Origin of the sequence: Rhodococcus sp. MS16, assembly GCF_013277795.1 — a bacterium.
Taxonomy (GTDB): domain Bacteria; phylum Actinomycetota; class Actinomycetes; order Mycobacteriales; family Mycobacteriaceae; genus Rhodococcus_F; species Rhodococcus_F globerula.
In genome coordinates, this window is sequence record NZ_VBTM01000001.1 from 132,333 (window position 1) to 155,528 (window position 23,196).

The following is a 23,196-nucleotide window of genomic DNA, read 5'->3' on the forward strand; positions in this document are numbered from 1 at the left end:
CCGACTATTCTGCGCGGGAGAACACCGCCACCAGGAAGCCGGAATTATCGGTGAACGGTCGTAGGTCCCACGTGGAGAGCAGCAGATCAACCGTAAGCCCGCTGGCTGACGCGTCGGCCAGGAAGTCCGAGAATTCGTAGTCGCGTCCGGCGCCGAAACCGACGACCACGCGTCCGGTCGGGGAGATATGACGGGCGAACCCGGCCAGCACGGTCCGTCGGGTCGACGGCGCGAGGAAGGTCACCACATTGCCGGCGCACACGATGACGTCGAAATCGGCCGCAACTCCACGACTGGGCAGATCCAACTCCGCAAGATCGCCGACGAGCCACGTGGGTCCGGGGTAGTCCGCTTCCGCTGCGGCGATCAGTACCGGATCAACATCGACGCCGACAACCTCGTGGCCGGCTTTCTGCAGGTGACCTCCCAGGCGTCCCGGCCCACAGCCTGCGTCGAGAACCCGGCCGCCGCGGCCGAGCATTGCGTCGATCAGCCGAGCCTCACCGACAATGTCATTGCCTTCCGCTGCCATGGTCCGGAAGCGTTCGATGTACCGCGTGGAATGTGATGGGTCGGCAGTGGTGATTTCTTCCCACTGGCTGGGTGTGCGCTGGCTGGGGGCCGGTTCAGTCATCTTGTGATGGTACCGAGCCTCATTTTCTCCTGACTGAGGATGCCAACCGTCAGGAGGAGCAGCGCGAGGATGTACGACGCCATGATCCAGATGTCGGTGGGTTCGGGCTGCCACTTGTCTGCTTGGCCCAACAGAATAATGGCGTCCGAGAAGAGAAAGAGTGCTCCGCCCAATCCTGCAGTCTTGTTGTAAGCCAATGAGGTTGCCGCGGTGCAGACCAGGATTGCGGCGTAGATCGGGACGGGAATCTGGAGTTCGCCGAGGCCGGACCAGGTGTAACCAACAAGGGCGACGGCGGCGGCGGTGTAGGCGAGGAGAACCCACGGGTTTTTACGGATACCTTGCAGTGCTCCGCGCGAGATGAAGAAACGGATGAAGCAGATGTGGCCGATCGCGAAGGCCGCCATTCCGACGATGAAGGTGCCGTCCCAGAGAAGGAACAGATCGCCGAAGGCGCACGCGATAAGCGCGGCGGCGATAATTTTCGGTCCGTGATCCACCAGAACCCAGGCGGCAAGGAGCGGAGCAAGCATCACTTTTGTGATGCCATCCCACGGCGTCACGTCCGCGCCGTTGAGGATCAGGTGCGCGACGGCAACAATCGCGAAGGCAACAAACCACGGACTCCGCACGATGAGCTTTTCCACTGTCATCGATCCACCGTATCGGGACTTAACGGATGAACTCCGCTGCTCGCTCGGCAAGATCGAGTGCCGGTTGCGGCAGCACTCCGAGGATCAGTGTCACGCCGGCGCCGAGGCCGATGACACTGCTGGTGAGCGCACTCGGAACAACGACGCTCGGGGCGTCGTCAACAGGATCGGTGAAGAACATCAACACGATGACTCGCACGTAGAAGTACGCCGCAATCGCGCTGCACAGGACACCGACAATCACGAGTGGGGCCGCGCCGCCCTCCGCGGCGGCTTGGAACACCGCGAACTTGCCGATGAATCCACTGGTCAAGGGAATTCCGGCAAAAGCTAGGAGGAACAGTGCAAACACGATTCCGATCAACGGTGAGCGCCTACCCAATCCGGCCCAGCGATTCAGTGTGGCAACTTCGCCGTCAGTGTCACGCACCAGAGTGACCACCGCAAAAGCGCCGAGCGTGCTGAATCCGTAGGCGAGTAGGTAGAACATCGTCGAAGACAGACCCGCATCCGAATCGGCGACCACCCCGGTCAGGATGAATCCGGTGTGTGCGATGGCCGAGTACGCCAGCATTCGCTTCATATCGGTCTGCGTGAGAGCGACAACGGAACCGACAACCATCGTGGCGATCGCAACGCCCCACATCAGTGGACGCCAATTCACGTACTCGTTGGGCAGGGCCACGTAGAACACTCGCAGGATGGCTCCGAAGCCGGCGATCTTGGTGGCAGTAGCCATGAAACTGGTGATCGGGGTCGGTGCACCCTGATACACGTCGGGAATCCACGAATGGAAGGGCACTGCGCCGACTTTGAACAACAGACCTACCGCCAGCAGGGCGGTGCCGAGCCACAAAAAGGAATCGTTCTCCGTTCCGATTCGTGCCGCATCGGCGATACCGGAGAGCGTGACCGTGCCGGCATAGCCGTAGAGCAGGGCAATGCCGAACACGAAGAACGCCGACGAGAATGCCCCGAGCAGAAAGTATTTCATCGCCGCTTCCTGCGACAGGAGACGGCGTCGTCGCGCCAATCCGCACAGCAAGTACAGCGGAAGTGAGAACACTTCGAGCGCAACAAACATCGTCAGGAGATCGTTGGATGCGGGGAAGAGGAGCATTCCGCCCACCGCAAAGAGCGTCAGTGGGAACACTTCTGTTTGTGCAACACCGGCTTTGGTTGCTTCTTGTTCGGCAACGCTGCCGGGAACGCTCGACGCTTGAGGCGTGAAACTCCCCAGCGCGTCCTCGTGATTCTCGGCAGGCACCGTATCGCCTGATCCGCGCTCGGCTATCAGCAACACGGCCGGAATCGCAACCAGCAGAATGGTGCCTTGCAAGAACAGGGTTGGACCGTCGACGGCAACGGATCCCGCCATTGCCAGTGATCGAGTGCCCGCAAGTGCGACGACAGCCACAAATGCCGCAGCCAATCCGCCGATACCGAGGACCAACTGGACGGGGTAGCGCACCGAGCGAGGTGCAAACGCTTCGACCAGCACTCCCACCACCGCGACACCGAATACGATCAGCATCGGTGACAGCAGGCTGTATTCGACACTCGTGGAATGGGATGCAGGCTCCGCGAGAACGGCCAATCCGTCGAAGGAACTCATTTGTGGGCACCTTCCTCGGTACTGGCATCGGCATCGGCATCGGCGATCACGGGTGTGGGCACCTCATCGACGACGGTGTGGCTGACCGCAGGGGTAATGATGTCGAGAGCCGGTTTGGGGTAGATGCCCAGGAAGAGCAGGAGCGCGATCAACGGCGCCACCACAACAAGTTCGCGGCGAACCAAATCGCGGATTTTGTCGGAGCCTTCTTTCTCGGGACCACCCATGATCCGCTGGTAGAGCCACAGGATGTAGATCGCAGACAGGACCAGCGCACTGGTCGCGATGATGGCAGCGACGTGATAGCGCGTGTATGTGCCGATCAGGACCAGGAATTCGCTGATGAACGGCGCCAGGCCGGGAAGCGAGAGAGTGGCAAGTCCGGCAACGAGGAAGGTGCCGGCAAGAACCGGTGCAACTTTCTGCACACCGCCATACGCCGCGATGGCGCGTGTACCACGCTGCGAGACAAGGAAACCCGCGATCAGGAACAGTGCCGCCGTCGAGATTCCGTGGTTGACCATGTACAGAGCGGAACCGGCCTGGCTCTGACTGGTCATCGCAAAGATCCCCAGAATGATGAACCCGAAGTGCGAAATCGACGTGTACGCGATCAGGCGCATGATGTCCGTCTGCCCGATCGCGAGAATCGCGCCGTAGACGATGCCGATCACTGCGAGCGTAATGATCCATGGCGCAAACGTCGCGGACGACTCCGGAAACAGTTGCAGACAGTAGCGAATCATCGCGAAGGTACCCACCTTGTCGACGACGGCCATCATCAGAACAGCTGTCGACGGCGTGGATTCCACCGCCGAATCCGGCAGCCAACTGTGCAGCGGCCAGAGTGGGGCCTTGACCGCAAACGCAAACATGAAGCCGAGGAACAGTGCGTTGAGTACACCTGGCCCGACACCCAGATCGCCGTTCGCAGCTGCTGCGGCGATGGCTTGGAAGTCGAAAGTTCCTGAGGTGAATGGGCTCTCCGCGCGGGCGGTCACCACGTAGAGGCCAACGACTGCCGCGAGCATGACCAACCCGCCGAGCAGGTTGTACAACAGGAATTTGACCGCGGCGCGTGACCGGTTGGCACCACCGAAACCACCGATCAGGAAGTACATCGGTATCAGCATTGCCTCGAAGAATATGTAGAAGAGCAGAACGTCGAGCGCGCTGAACGACAGCAGCACCATCGATTCGACTACGAGGATCAAGGCGAAGTACGTGTGCGGCAAGCGTCGTGGCGGTTCGTCCGGGGTCTCCGCCGGCACCGCGGGGACGTCGTTCCATCCGGCAACCAAGAGCAGCGGCACCAGTACTGCCGTCAGTAGAACGAGAACAAGTGCGATGCCGTCCAGTCCCAGGCTGTAACTGGTCCCGAATGCGGGTATCCAACTGTGCCTTTCGACGAATTGGAACTGCTGTCCGCCGCGGTCGAACGTGATGGCGAGGGCCACACCGATCGCGAGGACACCCAACGACACCGCAAGAGCAACGGATTTGGCGATGTGAGACATCCGGGCCGGAAGTGCGACCACCACGGCGGCGCCAACCAGGGGGAGTAGCCACAGGAATGTCAGAGCGGGGAAGCCGGCGTTTGTCACAGATTCGTTCACCACAGTGTCACCGCCATCATCGTCGCGACCACCAGCGCTGCACCCACGAACATCACCAAGGCGTAGGAACGGACGAAGCCTGTCTGCAGCTTGCGGACCAGGCCGGAAAGTCCGCTGACCGCCCCGGCAAAGCCGTCGACCGCACCGTCGATGCCTTTGGTGTCGACCACCTCCAACGTCTGGGTGAGCTGTTGGCCGGGCTTCATGAACACCGCTTCGTTGAATGCGTCGCCGTACAGATCACGACGGGCGGCGACGGTCAGCGCGGACACGGCAGTGGGCGCCTCTACCGGGATTTCCCGAGTTGCATACTCGCGGTAGGCAACTCCGACGCCGAGCGCGACCACAACCAGGGCCATCAGGGTGATGGTCCACGCGGGTATCGGCGGCTCCACGTGATGGGCGCCGACAACGGGTTCGAGCCAGTTCTGCAAGCTGGACCCGATGGTCAGCAGCATGCCGGCGCCGACGGATCCCACCGCGAGCACAATCATCGGAGACGTCATCACGGAAGGGGATTCGTGTGGATTCTGGTTGTCCCATCGAGGTTTCCCGAAGAAGGTCATGAGCATCACGCGGGTCATGTAGAACGCGGTGAGTGCGGCACCCAGCAACGTGACCAGGCCGAGGACTATGCCCTTGACCCCGCCGTCGCCGATGGCAACTTCGATGATCTTGTCCTTGGAGAAGAAGCCCGCAAACGGCGGAACACCGATGATGGCAAGGTATCCGAGCCCGAACGTGACAAACGTCAACGGCATGAATGCTCGCAGTCCGCCGTAGCGTCGCATGTCGGTTTCGTCGTTCATCGCGTGCATCACCGAACCGGCGCCGAGGAAGAGACCGGCTTTGAAGAATCCGTGGGTGATGAGATGCAGGATCGCGAACGCGTATCCGGCGGGCCCCAAACCGGCTGCGAGCACCATGTACCCGATCTGGCTCATGGTCGACGCGGCGAGAGCCTTCTTGATGTCGTCCTTCGCGCAGCCGATGATCGCGCCGAACAGGAGCGTGACCGCTCCGACGATCACCACCACTGTTTGGGCGTCGGGTGCCAGGTCGAAGATCGGGTTGGAACGCACGATGAGGTAGACACCCGCAGTGACCATGGTTGCCGCATGGATCAGCGCCGACACCGGGGTTGGGCCTTCCATCGCGTCGCCCAGCCAGGACTGCAACGGCACCTGCGCGGACTTCGCGCACGCCGCGAGCAACAACATGAGACCGATGGCCGTCAGAACCCCTTCACTTGCGCCCGAGGCGTTGCCGAAAACTGTGGTGAACGAGAGCGATCCGAAAGTGTTGAACATCACCATCATTGCGATCATCAGGCCGATGTCGCCGACTCGGTTGACCACAAACGCCTTTTTTGCCGCGGTCGCTGCCGTTGGCTTGTGCTGCCAGAACCCGATGAGCAGGTACGACGCCAGTCCGACGCCTTCCCAGCCGACGTACAGGCCGAGGAAGTTGTCGGCGAGGACCAGAAGCAGCATCGCCGCCAGGAACAGATTGAGGTACGCAAAGAACTTGCGGCGCTCGGGGTCGTGGTCCATGTATCCGACCGAGTAGATGTGGATCAGCGAGCCGACGCCGGTGATGAGGAGAACAAAGCACATGGAGAGTTGGTCGAGTTCGAGGCCGAACTGGACCTGCAGACTGTCAACGGGCACCCAGCTGAACAGGTGCTCGTTGATGCTCCGATCGGCGGTGTCGCGGCCGAGCATGCTGACGAAGAACGCCACTCCCACGGCAAACGACGCCAACGCCATGACGCACGCGAACAGGTGCCCCCAGGTGTTGGTGCGACGACCGGCAAGGAGTAGGACGGCAGCGCCGCACAGCGGCAGGGCAGGCAGTAACCAGATGGCGGACGTGATTCCTCCTGACATATCAGTACTTCAGCAGGTCTACGTCGTCGACGGATACAGAACGCCGAGATCGGAAGATAATCATGATGATTGCCAGGCCCACAACCACTTCCGCGGCGGCCACAACCATCGTGAAGAACGCAAAGATCTGGCCGTCGAGGTTGCCGTGCATCCGCGCGAACGTGACAAACGCGAGGTTGGCGGCGTTGAGCATCAACTCGATGCACATGAACACGACAATGGCGTTGCGTCGTAGGAGAACTCCGGCCGCGCCGATGGTGAACAGCAGAACCGACAGGTAGAGATAGTTCTCGGGATTCATCGGTTGTTCTCCTCTCTGCTTGTCGGATCCTGCATGCGCGGCGTGAGGGCGCTCGAGACCGAGATGTCCGACGGCGAGCCGTCGGGCAGCCGCGCCGGTATGTCGACAGCGTTGTTCCGGGCGTAGACACCGGGACTGGGCAGCGGTGTGGCCGAGCCCTTTTCGGGATTGTGTTCGTCGCTGCCCAAATACTTGAATCGCTGCTGCGAGAGTTCGCGTTGACTCATCGATGCCTCGATCTTCTCCCGGTGTGCCAGCATCATCGCGCCCAGCGTGGCCGTGATAAGCAGTGCGCCGGTCAATTCGAAGGCCCAGACGTAGCGAATGAAGATCAGATCTGCGAGCGCGTCGATGTTGCCCTGCTCGAGGTTGGTGAACCCGGTGAATCCCGAGATCGATGCGTTGCCGAGTCCGCCGATCAGCAGCAGACCAAAGCCGAGACCGATCACGATCGCGCTGACGCGTTGTCCCCGCAGTGTTTCGACCAGCGAGTCCGAGGAGTCGACGCCTACCAGCATCAGGACGAACAGGAACAGCATCATCACCGCACCCGTGTACACGACAACCTGAACAACTCCGAGGAACAAGGCACCTTGAACTATGTAGAACACGGCCAGGATGATCATGGTCATCGCCAAGAACAGCGCCGAATACACAGCTTTCGGCGCCGCAACAACTCCGAGTGCGCTGATCACGGCGAGAGTGCCGAGAATCCAGAACTGCACGGCCTCACCCGTCGACGTCGACGTCAGCGTTCCCTGTGCGAGAACCTCCGCGGTGATCGCGCTGATCATTGTTCCGGCTCCTGGCCGGCCGCCGCGATGTCGCCGCGGTAGTAGTCGTCCTGCGTGGTTCCCGGGCGCAATGCGTGCGGAGGCGCATCCATGTCGGGCTTCAGGGGTGCGAGCAAGCGGTCCTTCTCGTAGATCAAACCGGCGCGATTGTCGTCGGCCATCTCGTATTCGTTGGTCATGGTCAGCGCACGTGTGGGGCACGCCTCCACACACAATCCGCAACCGATGCACCGCAAGTAGTTGATCTGGTACACCTGGCCGTACCGTTCACCGGGGGAGTATCGCTCGTCTTCGGTGTTGTCCGCGCCTTCGACATAGATCGCGTCGGCGGGGCACGCCCACGCGCAGAGCTCGCAGCCGATGCATTTCTCGAGACCGTCGGCATACCGATTGAGTTGGTGGCGACCGTGATAACCCGGCGCCGTCGGCCGCTTCTCTTCCGGATAGAACTCGGTTTCCGGCTTCTTGAACATGGTTGAAAGCGTGACGCCGAATCCGGCAAGGGGTCCGAGGAATTCAGGCATGGGAGTCCTCCGATGTTTCGGTGGGTGCAGCTGTCTCGGTGGGTGTAACCCCGGTTCGGCTGAATGCAGAAACCGTCTGACCAGGCATCGGCGGCACAGGGAAGCCGCCGGCCATGGGATCGAACGGCGTGGGATCGAAAGGCGCGGTTGCGGTTGCGGCAGGTGGTTGCTCGACGTCGCGTCGACGGCCCCGGTAGAGACCACCGACTGCCAGAACAAGCGTGCCGCCCAGAACCACACCGATGCACAGCAGCACCAGCCAGGTGTTGTAGCCCGCGTTGCGGAAGGCGCGTACCGAGGCGATTGCCATGACCCACACCAATGCTGCCGGGATGAGGATTTTCCACCCGAGATTCATGAACTGGTCGTAGCGCAACCGGGGAAGCGTGCTGCGGAGCCAGATGAAGATGAAGAGGAAGAACCAGACCTTGCCGATGAACCACAGCACCGGCCACCACCCCGAATTTGCGCCGTCCCAGAGATTGAACGGGAACGGCGCGTGCCAGCCGCCGAGGAAGAGTGTCGTGGCCAGGGCCGAGACCGTCACCATGTTCACGTATTCCGCGAGCATGAACATCGCGAACTTGAGTGACGAGTACTCGGTATGGAATCCGCCTACCAGTTCGCCTTCGGCTTCGGGAAGGTCGAATGGCGCGCGGTTTGTTTCGCCGACCATGGCAACTACGTAGATGAGGAACGAGGGAAGGAGCAGGAAGACGTACCAGGATCCTTCCTGGGCGCTGACGATCCCGGACGTGGACATGGTTCCGGCGTAAAGGAATACGGCGGCAAACGACAAGCCCATCGCCACTTCGTACGAGATGACCTGCGCCGTGGATCGAAGAGCGCCGAGCAGCGGATAGGTCGATCCGGACGACCACCCGGCAAGAACGATTCCGTACACCCCGACGGAGGTGACGGCGAGGATGTACAGAACACCGACGGGAAGGTCTGTGAGTTGCAGCGGCGACCACGTCCCGAAGATCGACACTTCGGGGCCGAAGGGGACTACCGCAAATGCCATGAACGCGGGGACGACGGCAATGATCGGAGCCAACATGTAAATCGGTTTGTCGACGCCGGAGGGTGTGATGCCTTCCTTGAGAGCCAGTTTCACGCCATCTGCCAGGCTTTGCAGCAATCCGCGCGGGCCAACCCGGTTGGGGCCGACACGCATCTGCATTCGGGCCATGACCTTGCGCTCGACGTAGATCGCGATCAGCGTCGTGAGCAACAGGAACACGAAGATGACGAGCGCCTTGGCGATCACCAGCCACAGTGGATCGTGCCCGAACGCCGAAAGATCCACGGGTTCAGCGATAAACGTGACAGTGCTCATTGCGGCACCTGATTGGAGATCGTGACTATGTCGCCTGGGGATACTCCCAGCGTTCGATTGACTTCGCTGCCGGTCGAATTGAGGGGGAGCCAGACGACTCGCGTCGGCAGATCCGTGATGGCCAGTGGCAGCGTGATAGTTCCACGGTCCGAGCTGACCGACACAGGCTGACCTTCGATTGCTCCGATCTCCGTGGCAGTGCTCGCGCACAGCCGCACAACCGGTTCGTGGGCTGTTCCGGCCAGGTTGGGATCACCGTCCTGTAGTCGTCCTCGGTCGAGAAGTAGGTGCCAACTCGACAGGACGGCTTCGCCGGGTTGTGGTTCGGGACGCGCCGACGCGGGGGAGCGGGGAGCGGGTACCCGCTTGCCCGACCACGTTCCGAGCGCGAGGATCTCGGCGTGCGCGGTGGCAGCGTCGGGAAGTCCAAGGCTGATGCCCATCTCGGTCGCAATCGCCTGGAGGACTCGTTGATCAGGCATCACACCGGTGGTCCGCAGGGCAGTCTCGAAGGGACGCTCGCGGCCCTCCCAGTCGATGAATGTGCCAGGTTTCTCGGCGACGGCCGCCACCGGGAACACAACATCGGCCAGTTCGGTGACGCTGCTATGTCGAATCTCGAGGCTGACGACAAAGCCGGCGGATTGAACGGCGGCGCGGGCAGCGTCGGGATCCGGCATGTCGGCAAGATCGACCCCGCCGATCAGCAGAGCGCCCAGCGCTGAGTCCGATCCCAACATCTGTGTTGCACTCAGTCCATGCTCGGTGGGTAGTTCCGCCGACCAGGTCGAGGAAATATCTTCGCGAGCAGCAGGATCGGATACCGGTCTGCCCCCGGGGAGCAGTCCCGGCACAGCGCCGACTTCGACGGCGGCCCTATCTCCGGCGCGACGCGGAATCCACGCGAGCCGTGCACCGGTGGTTTCGGCCAATCGCTGTGCCGCCGAGAGTCCGCCGTCGATGGCGCCAAGTCTTTCGCCGACCAGAATGACTGCACCAGGCTGACGGAGCAGCCGGCCGACTTCGCCGTCGGGATCAGTCAGTGAATCCAGAAGGACAGGTTCGCCCCCTGGTGACGCCTGCAGAAGTGTGCCGGCCATTTTCTGTAGACCTCGGGTTGTAAAAGGAGCGAGAGACAGAACCCGAGTCTGCTGCGTCCGCGCAGCCTTGCGGAGGCGAAGGAAGACGATGGGCGATTCCTCTTCCGGTTCGAGTGCCACCAGAAGTGCGACCGGGGCAGCCTCGAGGTCTGCGTAGGTGACAGATTCATCGAGCGATCGGCCGGCGACGTGAGCGCCGAGAAATTCGGATTCCTCCTGGGTCTGGGCGCGAATCCTGAAGTCGATATTATTGGTGCCCAATGCGATACGTGCAAACTTGCTGTATGCGTACGCGTCTTCCATGGTGGACCGTCCACCCACCAGTACGCCCGCATTGCCCCGTGATTCGGCAAACTTCCGGGCCGCCATGTCAAGGGCGAACGGCCACGACGCGGGAACCAGTGCGCCCTCGCGGTCGCGGATCAATGGAGTGGTGATCCGGTCGCGTTGTGTTGCATACGAGAAGGCGAATCGCCCCTTGTCGCAGTTCCACTCCTCGTTGACGTCCGGGTCGTCGCCGGCGAGGCGCCGCAGTACCTTCCCGCGGCGATGATCGGTCCGTTGGGCGCACCCGTCAGCGCAGTGTTCGCAGACGCTGGGGCTGGACACCAGGTCGAAGGGACGAGCGCGAAAGCGGTACGACGTATTGGTGAGAGCGCCAACGGGGCACACCTGAATGGTGTTTCCGGAGAAGTACGACTCGAAGGGTTCGTTGGCGTAGATCCCGACCTGCTGCAACGCACCGCGCTCGAGGAGATCGATGAACGGGTCACCTGCGATCTGCTGCGAGAACCGGGTACACCGCGCGCACAGTACACACCGTTCCCGATCGAGCAGAACCTCCGACGAGAGGGGAATCGGCTTGGGATACGTCCGCTTCTCCTCGCCGAACCGGGATTCGGTCCGGCCCGTCGACATCGCTTGATTTTGCAGTGGGCACTCGCCGCCCTTGTCGCACACCGGGCAGTCGAGAGGGTGATTGATGAGGAGCAGCTCCATCACTCCGCGCTGCGCCTTCTCGGCGACGGGCGAGGTGACCTGGGTGTTGACAACCATTCCGTCCGCGACCGTCGTGGTGCAGGAGGCAAGCGGCTTGCGTTGGCCCTCGACCTCGACGATGCATTGTCGGCACGCGCCCACGGGATCGAGAAGGGGGTGATCGCAGAATCGGGGAATGACAGTACCGATCATCTCTGCGGCGCGAATGATCAACGTGCCCTTGGGAACCTGGACCGTGGTGCCGTCGATGGTGAGGGTGACGAGGTCCGACGGGATTACGTCACCGGTTTCGACATCAGCCGCTGCAGTCATGAGGTGTACGCTCCTGTCGCCAGAACGGACCGCGCGGGATCGAACGGGCAGCCGTCTTGATCGAAATGCATCAGGTACTCGTCGCGGAAGTACTTCAGCGACGACATGATCGGACTGGTCGCCCCGTCGCCCAAGGCACAGAAGGACTTTCCGAGAATGGTGTCGGAGATGTCGAGCAGTTTTGTCAGGTCGGACTCGGTTCCGCTTCCACCTTCGAGACGACGCAGAATCTGCACGAGCCAGTACGTGCCTTCGCGACAGGGAGTGCATTTGCCGCACGATTCATGGGCATAGAACTCCGTCCACCGCAGCACCGCCCGCACGATGCACGTCGTGTCGTCGAAGATCTGCAGAGCCTTGGTGCCCAGCATGGATCCGGCGGCGCCGACACCCTCGTAATCGAGTGGAACGTCCAGGTGTTCATCGGTGAAAATCGGTGTCGACGATCCGCCGGGTGTCCAGAACTTGAGAGTGTGGCCGGCCCGGACGCCGCCGGCGTAACCAAGCAGTTCGCGCAACGTTATGCCGAGAGGCGCCTCGTACTGCCCGGGAGTCGTGACATGACCGGACAACGAGTACAGCGTGAATCCCGGCGATTTTTCCGTACCCATCGACTTGAACCATTCGGGGCCGTTTTGGATGATGGCCGGCACGCTGGCGATGGATTCGACGTTGTTGACCACTGTCGGGCACGCATACAAGCCCGCCACTGCCGGAAACGGCGGCCGCAATCGCGGTTGCCCGCGGCGGCCTTCCAATGAATCGAGCAGCGCGGTCTCCTCACCGCAGATGTACGCGCCCGCGCCGGCGTGCACCACCAGATCGAGATCGAAGCCGGAACCCTGGATATCGCGTCCCAGGTAACCGGCCGCGTAGGCCTCCGAAACCGCAGTCTGTAGGCGTCGTAGCACCGGGACAACCTCGCCGCGCACGTAGATGAACGCCTTGGCCGCGCGAATTGCATAGGCCGCGATGATGACTCCCTCGACCAACGTGTGAGGGGTTGCCATCATCAACGGCATGTCCTTGCATGTTCCGGGTTCCGACTCGTCGGCATTGACCACGAGGTAATGCGGCTTGTTGTCGCCCTGCGGGATGAAACTCCACTTCAAACCGGTAGGGAATCCGGCGCCACCACGGCCACGCAGACCCGCGTCCTTGATGGTGGCAATCACGTCGTCGGCGGTGCCCGCGAGTGCCTTGCGCAACCCTTGATAACCGTCGTGCCGAAGATAGGCGTCGAGAGTCCACGAATGGGGTTCGTCCCAGTGCCGGCTCAGTACAGGCGCAAGTGCCATGTCATTTCCCTTCGCCGGAGCTGGGATTGTCGGTGGACTGCGCCGCGACCACTCTCAGTCCCGCGAGAGTTGCGGCGCCACTGGTCTGAGCCTCGGCAGCTTCGGCGCGGGAATCCGCGAATCCGGCCAGGGTGCGGGCGGTTTCGCGGAAAGAACACAGCGTGGCACCGCGACTGGGGGTGACACGCTCGCCGCTACGGAGTGCATCGACCAACGTGCGTGCAGACTCGGGCGTCTGGTTGTCGAAAAACTCCCAATTCACCATCACCACCGGTGCGTAGTCGCAGGCGGCATTGCACTCGATGTGTTCGAGCGTGATCTTGCCGTCCGACGTGGAAATCGAATGTGACGCCTCGTCACGGGAGCCCGCCGATTCGAGGTGCTCCTCGAGAGCCTCGAAGATGGCATCGCCGCCCATGATCGCGCACAGAGTGTTGGTGCAGACGCCTACCAGGTACTCGCCCGTCGGTCCGCGCCGATACATGGAGTAGAAGGTGGACACTGCCGCGACTTCGGCACCGGTCAAGCCGAGTTTGCCTGAGCAGAAGTCGATTCCGGCCGGCGTGATGTAGCCGTCCTCGGATTGGACAAGATGCAGTAGTGGCAGCAGCGCGGATCTGCTGGTAATCGCGCCTTCGCCTGCCGAATCGTCACGGTATCGCGCAATGACGGCCTCGGCATCGGCGTCGAGTCGTGCCAGGACGTCGGCAGGGTAGCTGCTTCGAGCGCCTGGTCGCACCAACTGGGTGGGTTCTTCGGGCCGTGGACCGAGTTCGAGGAAGACGCGGGTGCCACCGTTTTTCGTGGAGTCTGTCATCGGTCCACTCCGCCCATGACTGGATCGATGCTGGCCACCGACGCGATCACATCGGACACCATGCCTCCCTCACACATCGCAGCTACCGCTTGGAGGTTCGTGAACGACGGATCCCGGAAATGCACTCGGTACGGACGGGTGCCGCCGTCGGACACCATGTGAACGCCGAGTTCTCCGCGTGGCGATTCCACGGCCACGTACACCTGACCGGCCGGAACGCGGATACCCTCGGTCACCAATTTGAAGTGGTGGATGAGGCCTTCCATCGACGACTCCATGATCTTGCCGACGTGCTTCTGCGAATTGCCGAGTCCGTCATCACCTACCTGGAGATCTGCAGGCCACGCAATTTTCCGATCGTCGACCATGATCGGTCCCGGGGCCAGCTTGTCGAGGCATTGTTCGACGATCTTCAAGGACTCCTTCATCTCCTCCACCCGAATGAAGTACCTTCCGTAACAATCGGACCCGGTGTGTGTGATGACGTCGAACTCGTAGTTTTCGTAACCGCAGTAGGGCTGCGCTCGACGCTGATCGTGGGGGAGGCCGGTGGCCCGAAGTACCGGACCGGTGATGCCGAGCGCCATGCATCCGGTGAGGTCCAGGTATCCGATGCCGCTGGTTCGCGCCTTCCAGATCGTGTTGTCGGTGAGCATCAACTCCATGTCGCGCAGACGATTCGGCAGAACCTTCAACAGTTCGCGGATCTTCGGAATCGAACCTGCGGGTAGATCCTGAGCCAGTCCGCCTGGACGGATGAACGCATGATTCATCCGAAGACCGGTGATGGTCTCGAAGACGTCGAGTATCAGTTCGCGCTCGCGGAACCCGAACAGCATGGCAGTGACAGCGCCCAACTCCATACCGCCAGTAGCCAGCGCAACAAGGTGTGAGGAGATCCGGTTGAGTTCCATCAACATCACGCGCACAACGGTGGCGCGTTCCGGGACGTCATCGGTGATACCGAGTAGCTTCTCGACGCCCAGGCAGTACGCGGTTTCGTTGAAGAACGGAGACAGATAATCCATACGGGTGACAAAAGTGACGCCCTGAGTCCAGTTCCGGTATTCGAGGTTCTTCTCGATTCCGGTGTGCAGGTAGCCGATTCCGCATCGCGCCTCGATTACCGTCTCGCCCTCGATCTCGAGAATGAGACGGAGCACGCCGTGCGTCGACGGGTGCTGTGGCCCCATGTTGACGACGATGCGTTCGGCACCGGCATCGGATCGGCCCGCTGCCGCCGCGGCGACTATCTGGTCCCAGTCCTGACCTGAGGCGGTGTAGACCGTCTCCTGTGATGGTGTGTCAGCCATGTTGTTCATCAGATGTACGACCTGCGCTCGTCGGGTGGCGGGATGTGTGCTCCCTTGTATTCGACGGGGATTCCGCCCAGCGGGTAGTCCTTGCGCTGGGGGTGGCCCTGCCAGTCGTCCGGCATCTCGATGCGAGTGAGCGAAGGATGGCCGTCGAAGATGATGCCGAAGAAGTCGTAGGTTTCGCGTTCGTGCCAGTCGTTGGCCGGGTAGGTGCCCACCAGCGAGGGAATGTGCGGATCGGAATCCGGTACCGACACCTCCAACCGGATACGACGATTGTGGGTGATCGACGAGAAGGGGTACACCGCGTGCAGTTCGCGTCCGGCATCCTGTGGGTAGTGAACGCCGTTGACTCCGAGGCACAATTCGAACCGCAAGTCCGGTTCGTCTCGCAGACGGCGGGCCACCTGGGGTAGGTACGAACGTTCGATGTGCAACGTCAACTCGTCGCGGAAGATCACCACCTTCTCGACCGCGTCGTCGAAGGCAGTTCCGTTGTCCGACAGTGCAGCCGACAATCCGTCCGCGATCTCGTCGAAGTATCCGCCATATGGCCGCGTCGCAGCATCCGGTGCGGCGGCAGGGCGGGCCAACCGGTTGTACCCGGATGTGTCGCCACTGCCGCGTGCGCCGAACATTCCGCGGCGGTCGGAGGATTCATCGGTCATCGCAGCAGTCCCTTGATGTCGATCAGGGGAGTGGACGCCAGTGCGGCGCGCTCGGCAGCGGCGCGTGCTTCTTCGCGGTTGACGCCGAGTGGCATGTCCTGAATCTTTTTGTGCAGTTCGATAATTGCGTTGAGCAGCATCTCCGGACGTGGCGGGCATCCAGGCAGGTAGATGTCGACCGGCACGATGTGATCGACACCCTGGACTATCGCGTAGTTGTTGAACATTCCGCCCGACGACGCGCAGACACCCATGGAGAGCACCCATTTGGGTTCGGCCATCTGGTCGTAGACCTGCCGCAGGACCGGCGCCATCTTTTGACTGACCCGTCCGGCGACGATCATCAGGTCTGCCTGCCGGGGTGACGCGCGGAAGGCTTCCATGCCGAAGCGCGCCAAGTCGAATCGGCCGGACGTAGTCGACATCATCTCGATGGCGCAGCACGCAAGTCCAAAGGTTGCCGGCCACAGCGATCCCTTGCGGAAGTAGCCGGCCAGGCCCTCGACAGTTGTCAGGAGAAAACCGCTCGGAAGCTTTTCTTCAAGACCCATATTCGACTCGTTTCCGTCGTGAGAGTTGCCGTCGGATGCGTGTGCACTTGCTGTGTTTGCAACTGCGGGGAAATCAGGTCAGTCCCAACTCAGACCGCCTCGTCTCCATTCGTAGGCATACGCAACCGAGACGTTCACGACGAACAGGCCCATGGCCGCGAGTCCGAACAAACCGAGCGAATCGAAATGGACTGCCCAGGGATAGAGGAAGACGATTTCGATGTCGAAGATGATGAACAGCATGGCCGTCAGATAGAACTTGACGGGAAACCGTCCGCCACCGACGGCGCGGGGCGCCGGTTCGATGCCACATTCGTAGGCTTCGAGTTTCGCGCGGTTGTACCGGCGAGGCCCGACGACGGAGGCAAGAACGACTGACACCACGGCAAAGGCCATCGCAATGGCACCCAGAACGAGAATTGGCACATACGCGTTCATGTCGCACCGAACCTCTCTCCGTTTAGCGTGACGCCCCGTGAATGACGCTGCCCCAGAAGGCCCTGCTGTCCCTGCCAGATCGATACTGCCAGCATCTCGCCGATCGTGTGACCTGTGACACTTACCCTAGGTGGTGCCTCCGACATTGGGGCTGATTTTCGAACTGTGGAGTTTTGCTCCCGAGATGCCGAAGTGCTCGCCGCCGCAAGGGAACTGTGTAGGCACCGGCCGATCAGAGGTTCAGGCGAACGCGGAGCAAACGAATGACGGCCGACGCCAGTTCGATCGGGTCGAGTGGTTGGGAAACGGCAGCTTCCGCGCGTGACCACGACGCGAGCCAGGCGTCGTCGGGTCGACCGGTCAGAATCACGATCGGCGGGCAGTTCGCGATCTCGTCTTTGAGTTGCTTCGCGACGCCCATGCCCCCGGCCGGGCTTGCCTCGCCGTCGAGAATGGCGAGGTCGATGCCGCCGCGGTCGAGTCGATCGATCACCACCGGTGCTGTGGCCACCTCGACGTATTCGATCGGTGGGAGATCCGGATGGGGGCGCTCGCCGAGGGCGAGGCGGACCTGTTCGCGCGTGTGGGCGTCGTCGCTGAAGACGAGCACACGCACGGTGGCGGGGGTGCGAGGAGGTGCTGCCGCGTCGGACACGAGGCCGACGTTACCCCGCGACTATCCGTCGCGGCAGTGAATCATGAACTTCACCAAGGACTTTCCGTCGAGTGCGGCGGTCCGGGGGGTTCGTGAAATGCGGCAACCCTCGCGTCCGAGCTTGCGGGACGCGAGGGTTGTGCGCGAATAGTGCTGACTGTCAGAAGTTTTCGACGAACTTCGTCAGTCCCTTGCTGGCGGTCTCCAGCGCCGTCTTCTGGGCTTTCTTCACCAGGAATCCCGGCAGCGGAATCTTGGGGTCGATGGTCAGTTCAAAACTGATCTTCGTTCCGCCATCGGTGGGGGTGAGGGTGTACGAGCCGTCCTGCTGGTTCTGCTGTCCACTCTCGACGAGGGTCCAGCTCACCTTCTCGTCACCGTCGAAGGTGTAGTCCACAACTTGCTCGTCGTTGATGCCGAGAATCGACACGGCCATCCGGACGCGATGCGGCCGACCGTCGTCATGTGTGGTCTCGATCGTGATCTTCTTGTGCGCAGACGACCATTCGGGCAACCGGTCCACCGCTGCAACCGCTGCCATGACCGTGGCCGGATCGGCCTTGATCTCGAATTCCTTGACGCCCGAAACGGCCATACGTCTACTCCTTACATGCCTGACGGCAACAACTTCGTGGACTTGCTCGGACGCAATTAGATCAGTCCATGCCGTTCTTACGCATCTGATCCCGCAAAGCGCCTTGCACGGCTTGCGACACCCACGAATTCAAGGAGACGCCGTTCTGATTTGCGGCTTCTTCGGCGCGGGCCTTGATCTGCTCCATCATGCGCAGGGTGACCCGGCTGATGTCGCCGCTGACGTCGTCGAACGAGTAGACGTTTTCCTTGGCGGGCTCCTCGGCCCCGGAATCCTTCGATGCTTTCTGGACGTCGACCAGAATGTTGTTGCCGTCGAGATGGACCTTGACGTCGCGGTCCTCGATCTCGGCTCCGATTTCCTTGGCGAGCTCGGTTGCCGCGGCCAGCAGAACGAGGCGTATCGACGGTTCCATGGCGGCCGCGAGTGACGCCGCGATGCGACGGGTGTGGTCGTCGCCGAGTTCGGCCGCCGTGACGAGGTCATCGTGCAGCTTTGCGGTGTACTCCGAAATATCCATGACACCACAGTGACGTCAAAAGTGACGTCAGTCAAGGTGCCGTCTGGCGTCAGGGCTTCCCAGGTGGTTTCTGCCTATAGAGTTGCCGCGCAGCAAGGCCGGAAGCGTCCGGTTGGCCTGACAGCCGGAAGTGTCCGGCGGACTCGAGGAGTATGTAGTGCCGCACACGGTGTCACTGAAAGTGCAGATGGTGGCAAAGTCCGAGTTCTTCCCGCCGGACGACATCGACTGGGAAACCGATGCCGACGGCGGTGAGGCACTTGCGGAATTCGCCGGCCGCGCCTGCTATCAGAGTTGGTCCAAGCCCAACCCGCGCACAGCCACGAACGCCGGATACATTCGACATCTCCTAGAAGTCGGGCATTCGTCTGTCCTCGAACATGCGACGGTCAGTTTCTACATCACCGGAATCTCGCGCTCCTGTACCCACGAATTGATCCGTCACCGCCACTTCTCGTACTCGCAACTCTCCCAGCGGTTCGTTAGGGAGAACGATGCAAGCGTCGTGGTCCCGCCGGCTGTCGAAGGTGACCCGGAACTCGAAGCGCTGTTCCTGGCCGCCACCGAGGAAAGTCGACGGGCCTACGGCGAACTGCTCGCTGCGTTGGAAGGCAAATTGCAGTCCGTCCCCGGCGCACCCGTGCGCGGCAAGCAAGCGCGTCAAGCCGCTCGCTCGGTGCTGCCCAATGCCACGGAAACCCGTCTCGTAGTCAGCGGAAACTACCGTGCTTGGCGACACTTCGTGGATATGCGCGCCACCGAGCACGCGGACGTCGAGATCAGGCGCGTCGCGATCGAGTGCTTGCGGCAACTTCAAACCGCTGCGCCAAATGTGTTCGGAGACTACGAGATTCTGCGCAGAAGTGACGGATCGGAAATTGCCGTCAGCTCGTTCGCTGCCGAGTGAAGTTACGTTCGCGACTCGACTGAAGACTCGTGTGCAGAAGTAAGCGACTGACCGGGTAACCTTCTGACCATGACCTACGGTGATTCCGCTTCTCTCGTCGAGCGTCCGTTCGGCACCATTTCCGTTGCGATGGTGACCCCGTTCACTGCCGACGGGAAGCTGGACGTCGACACGGGCGTGCGCCTCGCAGCCCATCTCGTCGACAACGGCTGCGACGGCCTTGTCCTTGCCGGCACAACGGGTGAGTCTCCGACCACCACCGAATCGGAGAAGCTCGACCTGCTCCGCGCGGTAATCGACGCCGTTGGCGACCGCGCCAAGATCGTTGCCGGAGCCGGCAGCAACGACACTGCACACAGTGTCGAACTCGCCCGCGACGCGGCCCGCGTCGGCGCTCACGGCCTTCTTGTTGTCACGCCGTACTACTCACGTCCCCCGCAGGCCGGGCTCTACGCGCACTTCACCGCAGTTGCCGACGCCACCGACCTGCCCGTCATGCTCTACGACATTCCGCCCCGCTCCGTTGTCCCCATCGAGACGGAGACAATCCGTCGTCTTGCCGAGCATCCCCGCATCAAGGCCGTCAAAGACGCCAAGGGTGATCTCAACGCGGGTGCAGAATTGATCGGCACCACCGAACTTCAGTTCTTCTCCGGCGACGACCCGTTGAACCTCCCGTGGCTCGCAGTCGGAGCCACCGGCTTCGTCAGCGTCATCGGACACCTGGTTCCTGGTCGACTGCGTGAGCTTCACACCGCATTTGTCACCGGCGACATCGCCCGTGCACGCGAAATAAACCTCAGTTTGATCCCTGTGATCCGTTCCGTCGCCCGTTTGGGTGGCGTCAGCGCGTCGAAGGCGGGTCTGCGACTCATCGGTATCGATGTCGGAGAACCGCGCCTTCCGCAGGTTGCACCCACTAAAGAGCAGATCGACGGTTTGGCCGCCGATCTGCATGCGGCAGGAGTTTTGTAAATGACCCGTCCCCCCCGACGTCGTAGTGCCAGTCGCCAAGCCGGACCGCCTTCGATCCCGGCACCCGAATCAGCTACGCCGGCAACCCCGCCGGCAGCTCCGGCTCCGGTAGCAGCTGAGCCTGCTGCCGCGGCGTCGGCCCCGAAAAAGGCTGCACCGCAAAAGGCTGCACCGCAAAAGGCTGCAGCCCAGAAATCGGCGCCGCAAAACGCAGCACCGCAAAAACAAGCCCGGAAGAGCGCTGCAGGCAACCGCCCGTCAGCCGGCAAGTCCGGTAACTCGCGTTCCGGGAACAAGCGTCCCGACAACCGTCCGCAGGTGGACCCGACCGCGCGTCTGGGCATGCCGCCCAAGGCCCCGGCCAGTGGACTTCGTGTTGTTGCGCTCGGCGGTATCGGCGAAATCGGTCGAAACATGACCGTCTTCGAACACAAGGGCAAGTTGCTGATCGTCGACTGTGGCGTTCTGTTCCCCGAGGACCAGCAGCCCGGCGTCGACCTCATCCTCCCGGACTTCCGTTACATCGAAGACCGCATGGACGACGTCGAAGCCGTCATCCTCACGCACGGCCACGAAGACCACATCGGCGCGTTGCCGTTCTTGTTGCGCCTGCGCGCGGACATTCCCGTCATCGGTGCCAAGTTCACACTCGCGCTCGTGGCGGCGAAGTGCCGTGAACATCGCCTGCGGCCCAACCTCGTCGAGGTCGTGGAAGGTGACTCCACCACGCACGGTCCGTTCGACTGCGAGTACTTCGCGGTCAACCACTCCATCCCGGACGCGCTCGCCATTGCGATCCGCACCGACGCCGGAGTTATACTTCACACCGGTGACATCAAGCTCGATCAGCTTCCGCTCGACGGGCGCCTGACCGACCTCGCCGGATTCTCCCGCCTCGGTGACGAGGGTGTCGACCTTTTCCTCGTCGACTCCACCAATGCGGAAGTGCCGGGATTCGTCACGCCCGAACGCGAAATCGGCGGCGTGCTCGACAACGTCATCGGCAAGGCCAAGCAACGCGTCATCGTGGCGTCGTTCGCCAGCCACGTGCACCGTATCCAGCAGGTTGTCGACGTCGCGGCGCGGTACAACCGTCGCATCGTGTTCGTCGGCCGGTCGATGGTCCGGAACATGCAGATCGCACAGGATCTCGGCTACCTGCGGGTGCCAGACGGTCTGGTCGTCGACATCGATACCGCAGCCACACTTCCCGATGATCGACTGGTTCTCATCTCCACGGGTTCGCAGGGCGAGCCTCTCGCAGCGCTCTCGCGGATGGCTCGCGGTGAGCATCGCCAGATCAACATCCGTGCCAACGACCTCGTCGTTCTTGCGTCCTCGCTGATCCCTGGCAACGAGAACTCCGTCTTTGCCGTGGTCAACGGTTTGGCCAAGCGTGGCGCCACTGTCGTCACGCAGCAAAGCGCCAAGGTCCACGTATCGGGTCACGCCTCCGCCGGTGAGTTGCTGTACCTGTACAACGCGGTGCGCCCCACCAATGCCATGCCGGTGCACGGTGAATGGCGCCACCTGCGCGCAAATGCAGCCTTGGCCAAGGCGACGGGTGTTCCGGAAGAACGCATCGTGCTGGCCGAGGACGGCGTTGTCGTCGACATGGTCGACGGTCTTGCCGAGATCGTCGGACGCGTTCCGGTCGGACACGTGTACGTCGATGGACTCTCCGTAGGCGATGTCGGCGAGCCGACGCTCTCGGACCGTCTGGTGCTCGGTGAGGGTGGCTTCATCGCCATCACCATCGTCATCAACGAGTCGACGGGACGCGCGGTCAGTACCCCCGAGGTGTCCGGACGTGGATTCTCCGACGACCCGACCGCTCTCAAGGACGCTGCACAACTCGTGGAAGCAGATCTTCTGCGCCTCGCGGGCGAAGGAATCACCGACGCACATCGCATCGCACAGTCGGTGCGTCGCGTGGTCGGCCGTTGGGTTGCGGACAAGTACCGTCGTCGCCCGATGATCATTCCGACGGTTATCGCGGTTTCCTGAGCGACTTCTCCCGGTAGAGGGAGAAGTTTCGCGTACGTTGGCGAAGGTGACCTTCGCACATGACGAACGACTCGCCCTGGTGGACAGCATGGTCGAATTCGGCCCCGATGCACCCACTCTGTGCGGGGAGTGGACAAATCGTGACCTGGCAGCACATTTGATCGTCCGGGAGCGGCGTCTCGACGCCGCTCCCGGAATCATGATCAGTGCCTTGGCCGGACATACCGAGAGCGTCAGAAAAGCGGCCGCATCGCGCCCGTGGGAAGAACTACTCCGTGACGTTCGCAGCGGACCGCCGCGCTGGTCGCCGATGTACTGGCTCGATTCTCAGGTCAACACCACCGAGATGTTCGTCCATCACGAGGATGTGCGCCGAGCGCATCAGCATTGGGTGGCCAGGGCGCTGCCACAAGATCGTCAGGCGGATTTGTGGAAGTACGCACGCCAGGTAGCCAAGCTGGGGTACCGGAAGTCTGACGTCGAAGTGATCTTCGAATTACCGTCGGGTGAAAGTGCCGTTGTGCACAAAGCAGATACCCGGACGGTGGTTCTGCAGGGAGAGCCGGCCGAGCTCTTGTTACACGCTTTCGGACGCAACGAAGTGGTGATCGAAGCCAAAGGAGAACTGGCCGACGTCCAGTCCGTCATGGGCTTGGATCGCGGTTTCTGATTC

The 23,196-nt window shown here is 61.9% G+C and carries 22 protein-coding genes and 1 pseudogene; 4 read left to right on the plus strand and 19 right to left on the minus strand.

What is annotated here, in order from left to right; genetic code table 11:
* Positions 1-4: 4 nt before the first annotated feature.
* The 19 genes and pseudogenes from FEZ60_RS00590 to FEZ60_RS00680 form a co-directional block, all read right to left on the minus strand.
* Positions 5-634 carry a methyltransferase domain-containing protein gene (locus tag FEZ60_RS00590; protein WP_172935322.1) on the minus strand — a complete coding sequence of 210 codons (630 nt, stop codon included), beginning with the start codon at positions 632-634 and terminating at the stop codon, positions 5-7.
* Positions 631-1,287: a lysoplasmalogenase gene (locus FEZ60_RS00595; protein WP_033234866.1), complete on the minus strand. Its 657-nt coding sequence runs from the start codon at positions 1,285-1,287 to the stop codon at positions 631-633. The genes FEZ60_RS00590 and FEZ60_RS00595 overlap by 4 nt, the downstream gene beginning before the upstream one ends.
* Before the next feature lie 19 nt (positions 1,288-1,306).
* Positions 1,307-2,902 (minus strand): NADH-quinone oxidoreductase subunit NuoN, encoded by a 1,596-nt coding sequence (gene nuoN / locus FEZ60_RS00600; protein ID WP_172935323.1) that lies wholly within the window; start codon positions 2,900-2,902, stop codon positions 1,307-1,309.
* Positions 2,899-4,521, minus strand: coding sequence for an NADH-quinone oxidoreductase subunit M (locus tag FEZ60_RS00605; protein ID WP_258190628.1), 1,623 nt, complete (start codon positions 4,519-4,521; stop codon positions 2,899-2,901). The genes nuoN and FEZ60_RS00605 overlap by 4 nt, the downstream gene beginning before the upstream one ends.
* Positions 4,515-6,407: an NADH-quinone oxidoreductase subunit L gene (gene nuoL, locus FEZ60_RS00610; protein WP_172935324.1), complete on the minus strand. Its 1,893-nt coding sequence runs from the start codon at positions 6,405-6,407 to the stop codon at positions 4,515-4,517. The genes FEZ60_RS00605 and nuoL overlap by 7 nt, the downstream gene beginning before the upstream one ends.
* Position 6,408: 1 nt before the next feature.
* Positions 6,409-6,708, minus strand: a complete 300-nt coding sequence (gene nuoK, locus FEZ60_RS00615; protein ID WP_033234863.1) for an NADH-quinone oxidoreductase subunit NuoK — start codon at positions 6,706-6,708, stop codon at positions 6,409-6,411.
* Positions 6,705-7,502, minus strand: coding sequence for an NADH-quinone oxidoreductase subunit J (locus tag FEZ60_RS00620; RefSeq protein WP_092808439.1), 798 nt, complete (start codon positions 7,500-7,502; stop codon positions 6,705-6,707). The genes nuoK and FEZ60_RS00620 overlap by 4 nt, the downstream gene beginning before the upstream one ends.
* Entirely contained in the window at positions 7,499-8,026 is a 528-nt protein-coding gene (gene nuoI / locus FEZ60_RS00625) for an NADH-quinone oxidoreductase subunit NuoI (RefSeq protein WP_033234861.1), read from the minus strand. Before nuoI ends, FEZ60_RS00620 begins: the two co-directional genes overlap by 4 nt.
* On the minus strand, positions 8,019-9,365 hold the full coding sequence (gene nuoH, locus FEZ60_RS00630) for an NADH-quinone oxidoreductase subunit NuoH (RefSeq protein ID WP_095886054.1): 1,347 nt from the start codon (positions 9,363-9,365) through the stop codon (positions 8,019-8,021). The genes nuoI and nuoH overlap by 8 nt, the downstream gene beginning before the upstream one ends.
* On the minus strand, positions 9,362-11,776 hold the full coding sequence (locus FEZ60_RS00635; RefSeq protein WP_172935325.1) for an NADH-quinone oxidoreductase subunit G: 2,415 nt from the start codon (positions 11,774-11,776) through the stop codon (positions 9,362-9,364). The genes nuoH and FEZ60_RS00635 overlap by 4 nt, the downstream gene beginning before the upstream one ends.
* On the minus strand, positions 11,773-13,074 hold the full coding sequence (gene nuoF, locus FEZ60_RS00640; protein WP_033234858.1) for an NADH-quinone oxidoreductase subunit NuoF: 1,302 nt from the start codon (positions 13,072-13,074) through the stop codon (positions 11,773-11,775). The genes FEZ60_RS00635 and nuoF overlap by 4 nt, the downstream gene beginning before the upstream one ends.
* A 1-nt stretch (position 13,075) precedes the next feature.
* The gene (gene nuoE, locus FEZ60_RS00645; RefSeq protein WP_172935326.1) at positions 13,076-13,891 is read right to left on the minus strand and encodes an NADH-quinone oxidoreductase subunit NuoE; all 816 of its coding nucleotides are present in this window, start codon (positions 13,889-13,891) and stop codon (positions 13,076-13,078) included.
* Complete coding sequence (nuoD, locus tag FEZ60_RS00650) at positions 13,888-15,204, minus strand: NADH dehydrogenase (quinone) subunit D (RefSeq protein ID WP_072782567.1); 1,317 nt, start codon at positions 15,202-15,204, stop codon at positions 13,888-13,890. The genes nuoE and nuoD overlap by 4 nt, the downstream gene beginning before the upstream one ends.
* 8 nt (positions 15,205-15,212) lie before the next feature.
* A pseudogene (locus tag FEZ60_RS00655) lies at positions 15,213-15,854 on the minus strand (NADH-quinone oxidoreductase subunit C); the annotation flags it as partial.
* Positions 15,855-15,871: 17 nt separating this feature from the next.
* On the minus strand, positions 15,872-16,426 hold the full coding sequence (locus FEZ60_RS00660) for an NADH-quinone oxidoreductase subunit B (protein WP_033234854.1): 555 nt from the start codon (positions 16,424-16,426) through the stop codon (positions 15,872-15,874).
* Between the two features lie 78 nt (positions 16,427-16,504).
* Positions 16,505-16,864, minus strand: a complete 360-nt coding sequence (locus tag FEZ60_RS00665) for an NADH-quinone oxidoreductase subunit A (protein WP_033234853.1) — start codon at positions 16,862-16,864, stop codon at positions 16,505-16,507.
* A 232-nt stretch (positions 16,865-17,096) separates the two neighbouring features.
* Complete coding sequence (locus tag FEZ60_RS00670; RefSeq protein ID WP_033234852.1) at positions 17,097-17,519, minus strand: response regulator transcription factor; 423 nt, start codon at positions 17,517-17,519, stop codon at positions 17,097-17,099.
* Positions 17,520-17,679: 160 nt separating this feature from the next.
* A complete protein-coding gene (locus tag FEZ60_RS00675; RefSeq protein ID WP_033234851.1) occupies positions 17,680-18,114 on the minus strand; it encodes an SRPBCC family protein in 435 nt (144 codons plus the stop codon).
* 61 nt (positions 18,115-18,175) lie between these two features.
* Positions 18,176-18,634, minus strand: coding sequence for a toxin-antitoxin system HicB family antitoxin (locus tag FEZ60_RS00680; protein WP_033234850.1), 459 nt, complete (start codon positions 18,632-18,634; stop codon positions 18,176-18,178).
* A gap of 157 nt (positions 18,635-18,791) precedes the next feature.
* Between FEZ60_RS00680 and thyX the strand changes: the two genes are divergently transcribed.
* From thyX to FEZ60_RS00700, 4 genes are all read left to right on the plus strand, one after another.
* A complete protein-coding gene (thyX, locus tag FEZ60_RS00685) occupies positions 18,792-19,541 on the plus strand; it encodes an FAD-dependent thymidylate synthase (RefSeq protein ID WP_033235005.1) in 750 nt (249 codons plus the stop codon).
* Between the two features lie 69 nt (positions 19,542-19,610).
* The gene (dapA, locus tag FEZ60_RS00690; protein ID WP_033234849.1) at positions 19,611-20,516 is read left to right on the plus strand and encodes a 4-hydroxy-tetrahydrodipicolinate synthase; all 906 of its coding nucleotides are present in this window, start codon (positions 19,611-19,613) and stop codon (positions 20,514-20,516) included.
* On the plus strand, positions 20,517-22,523 hold the full coding sequence (locus FEZ60_RS00695; RefSeq protein ID WP_275942415.1) for a ribonuclease J: 2,007 nt from the start codon (positions 20,517-20,519) through the stop codon (positions 22,521-22,523).
* Between the two features lie 46 nt (positions 22,524-22,569).
* The gene (locus FEZ60_RS00700) at positions 22,570-23,193 is read left to right on the plus strand and encodes a TIGR03085 family metal-binding protein (RefSeq protein WP_095887802.1); all 624 of its coding nucleotides are present in this window, start codon (positions 22,570-22,572) and stop codon (positions 23,191-23,193) included.
* Positions 23,194-23,196: the final 3 nt, after the last annotated feature.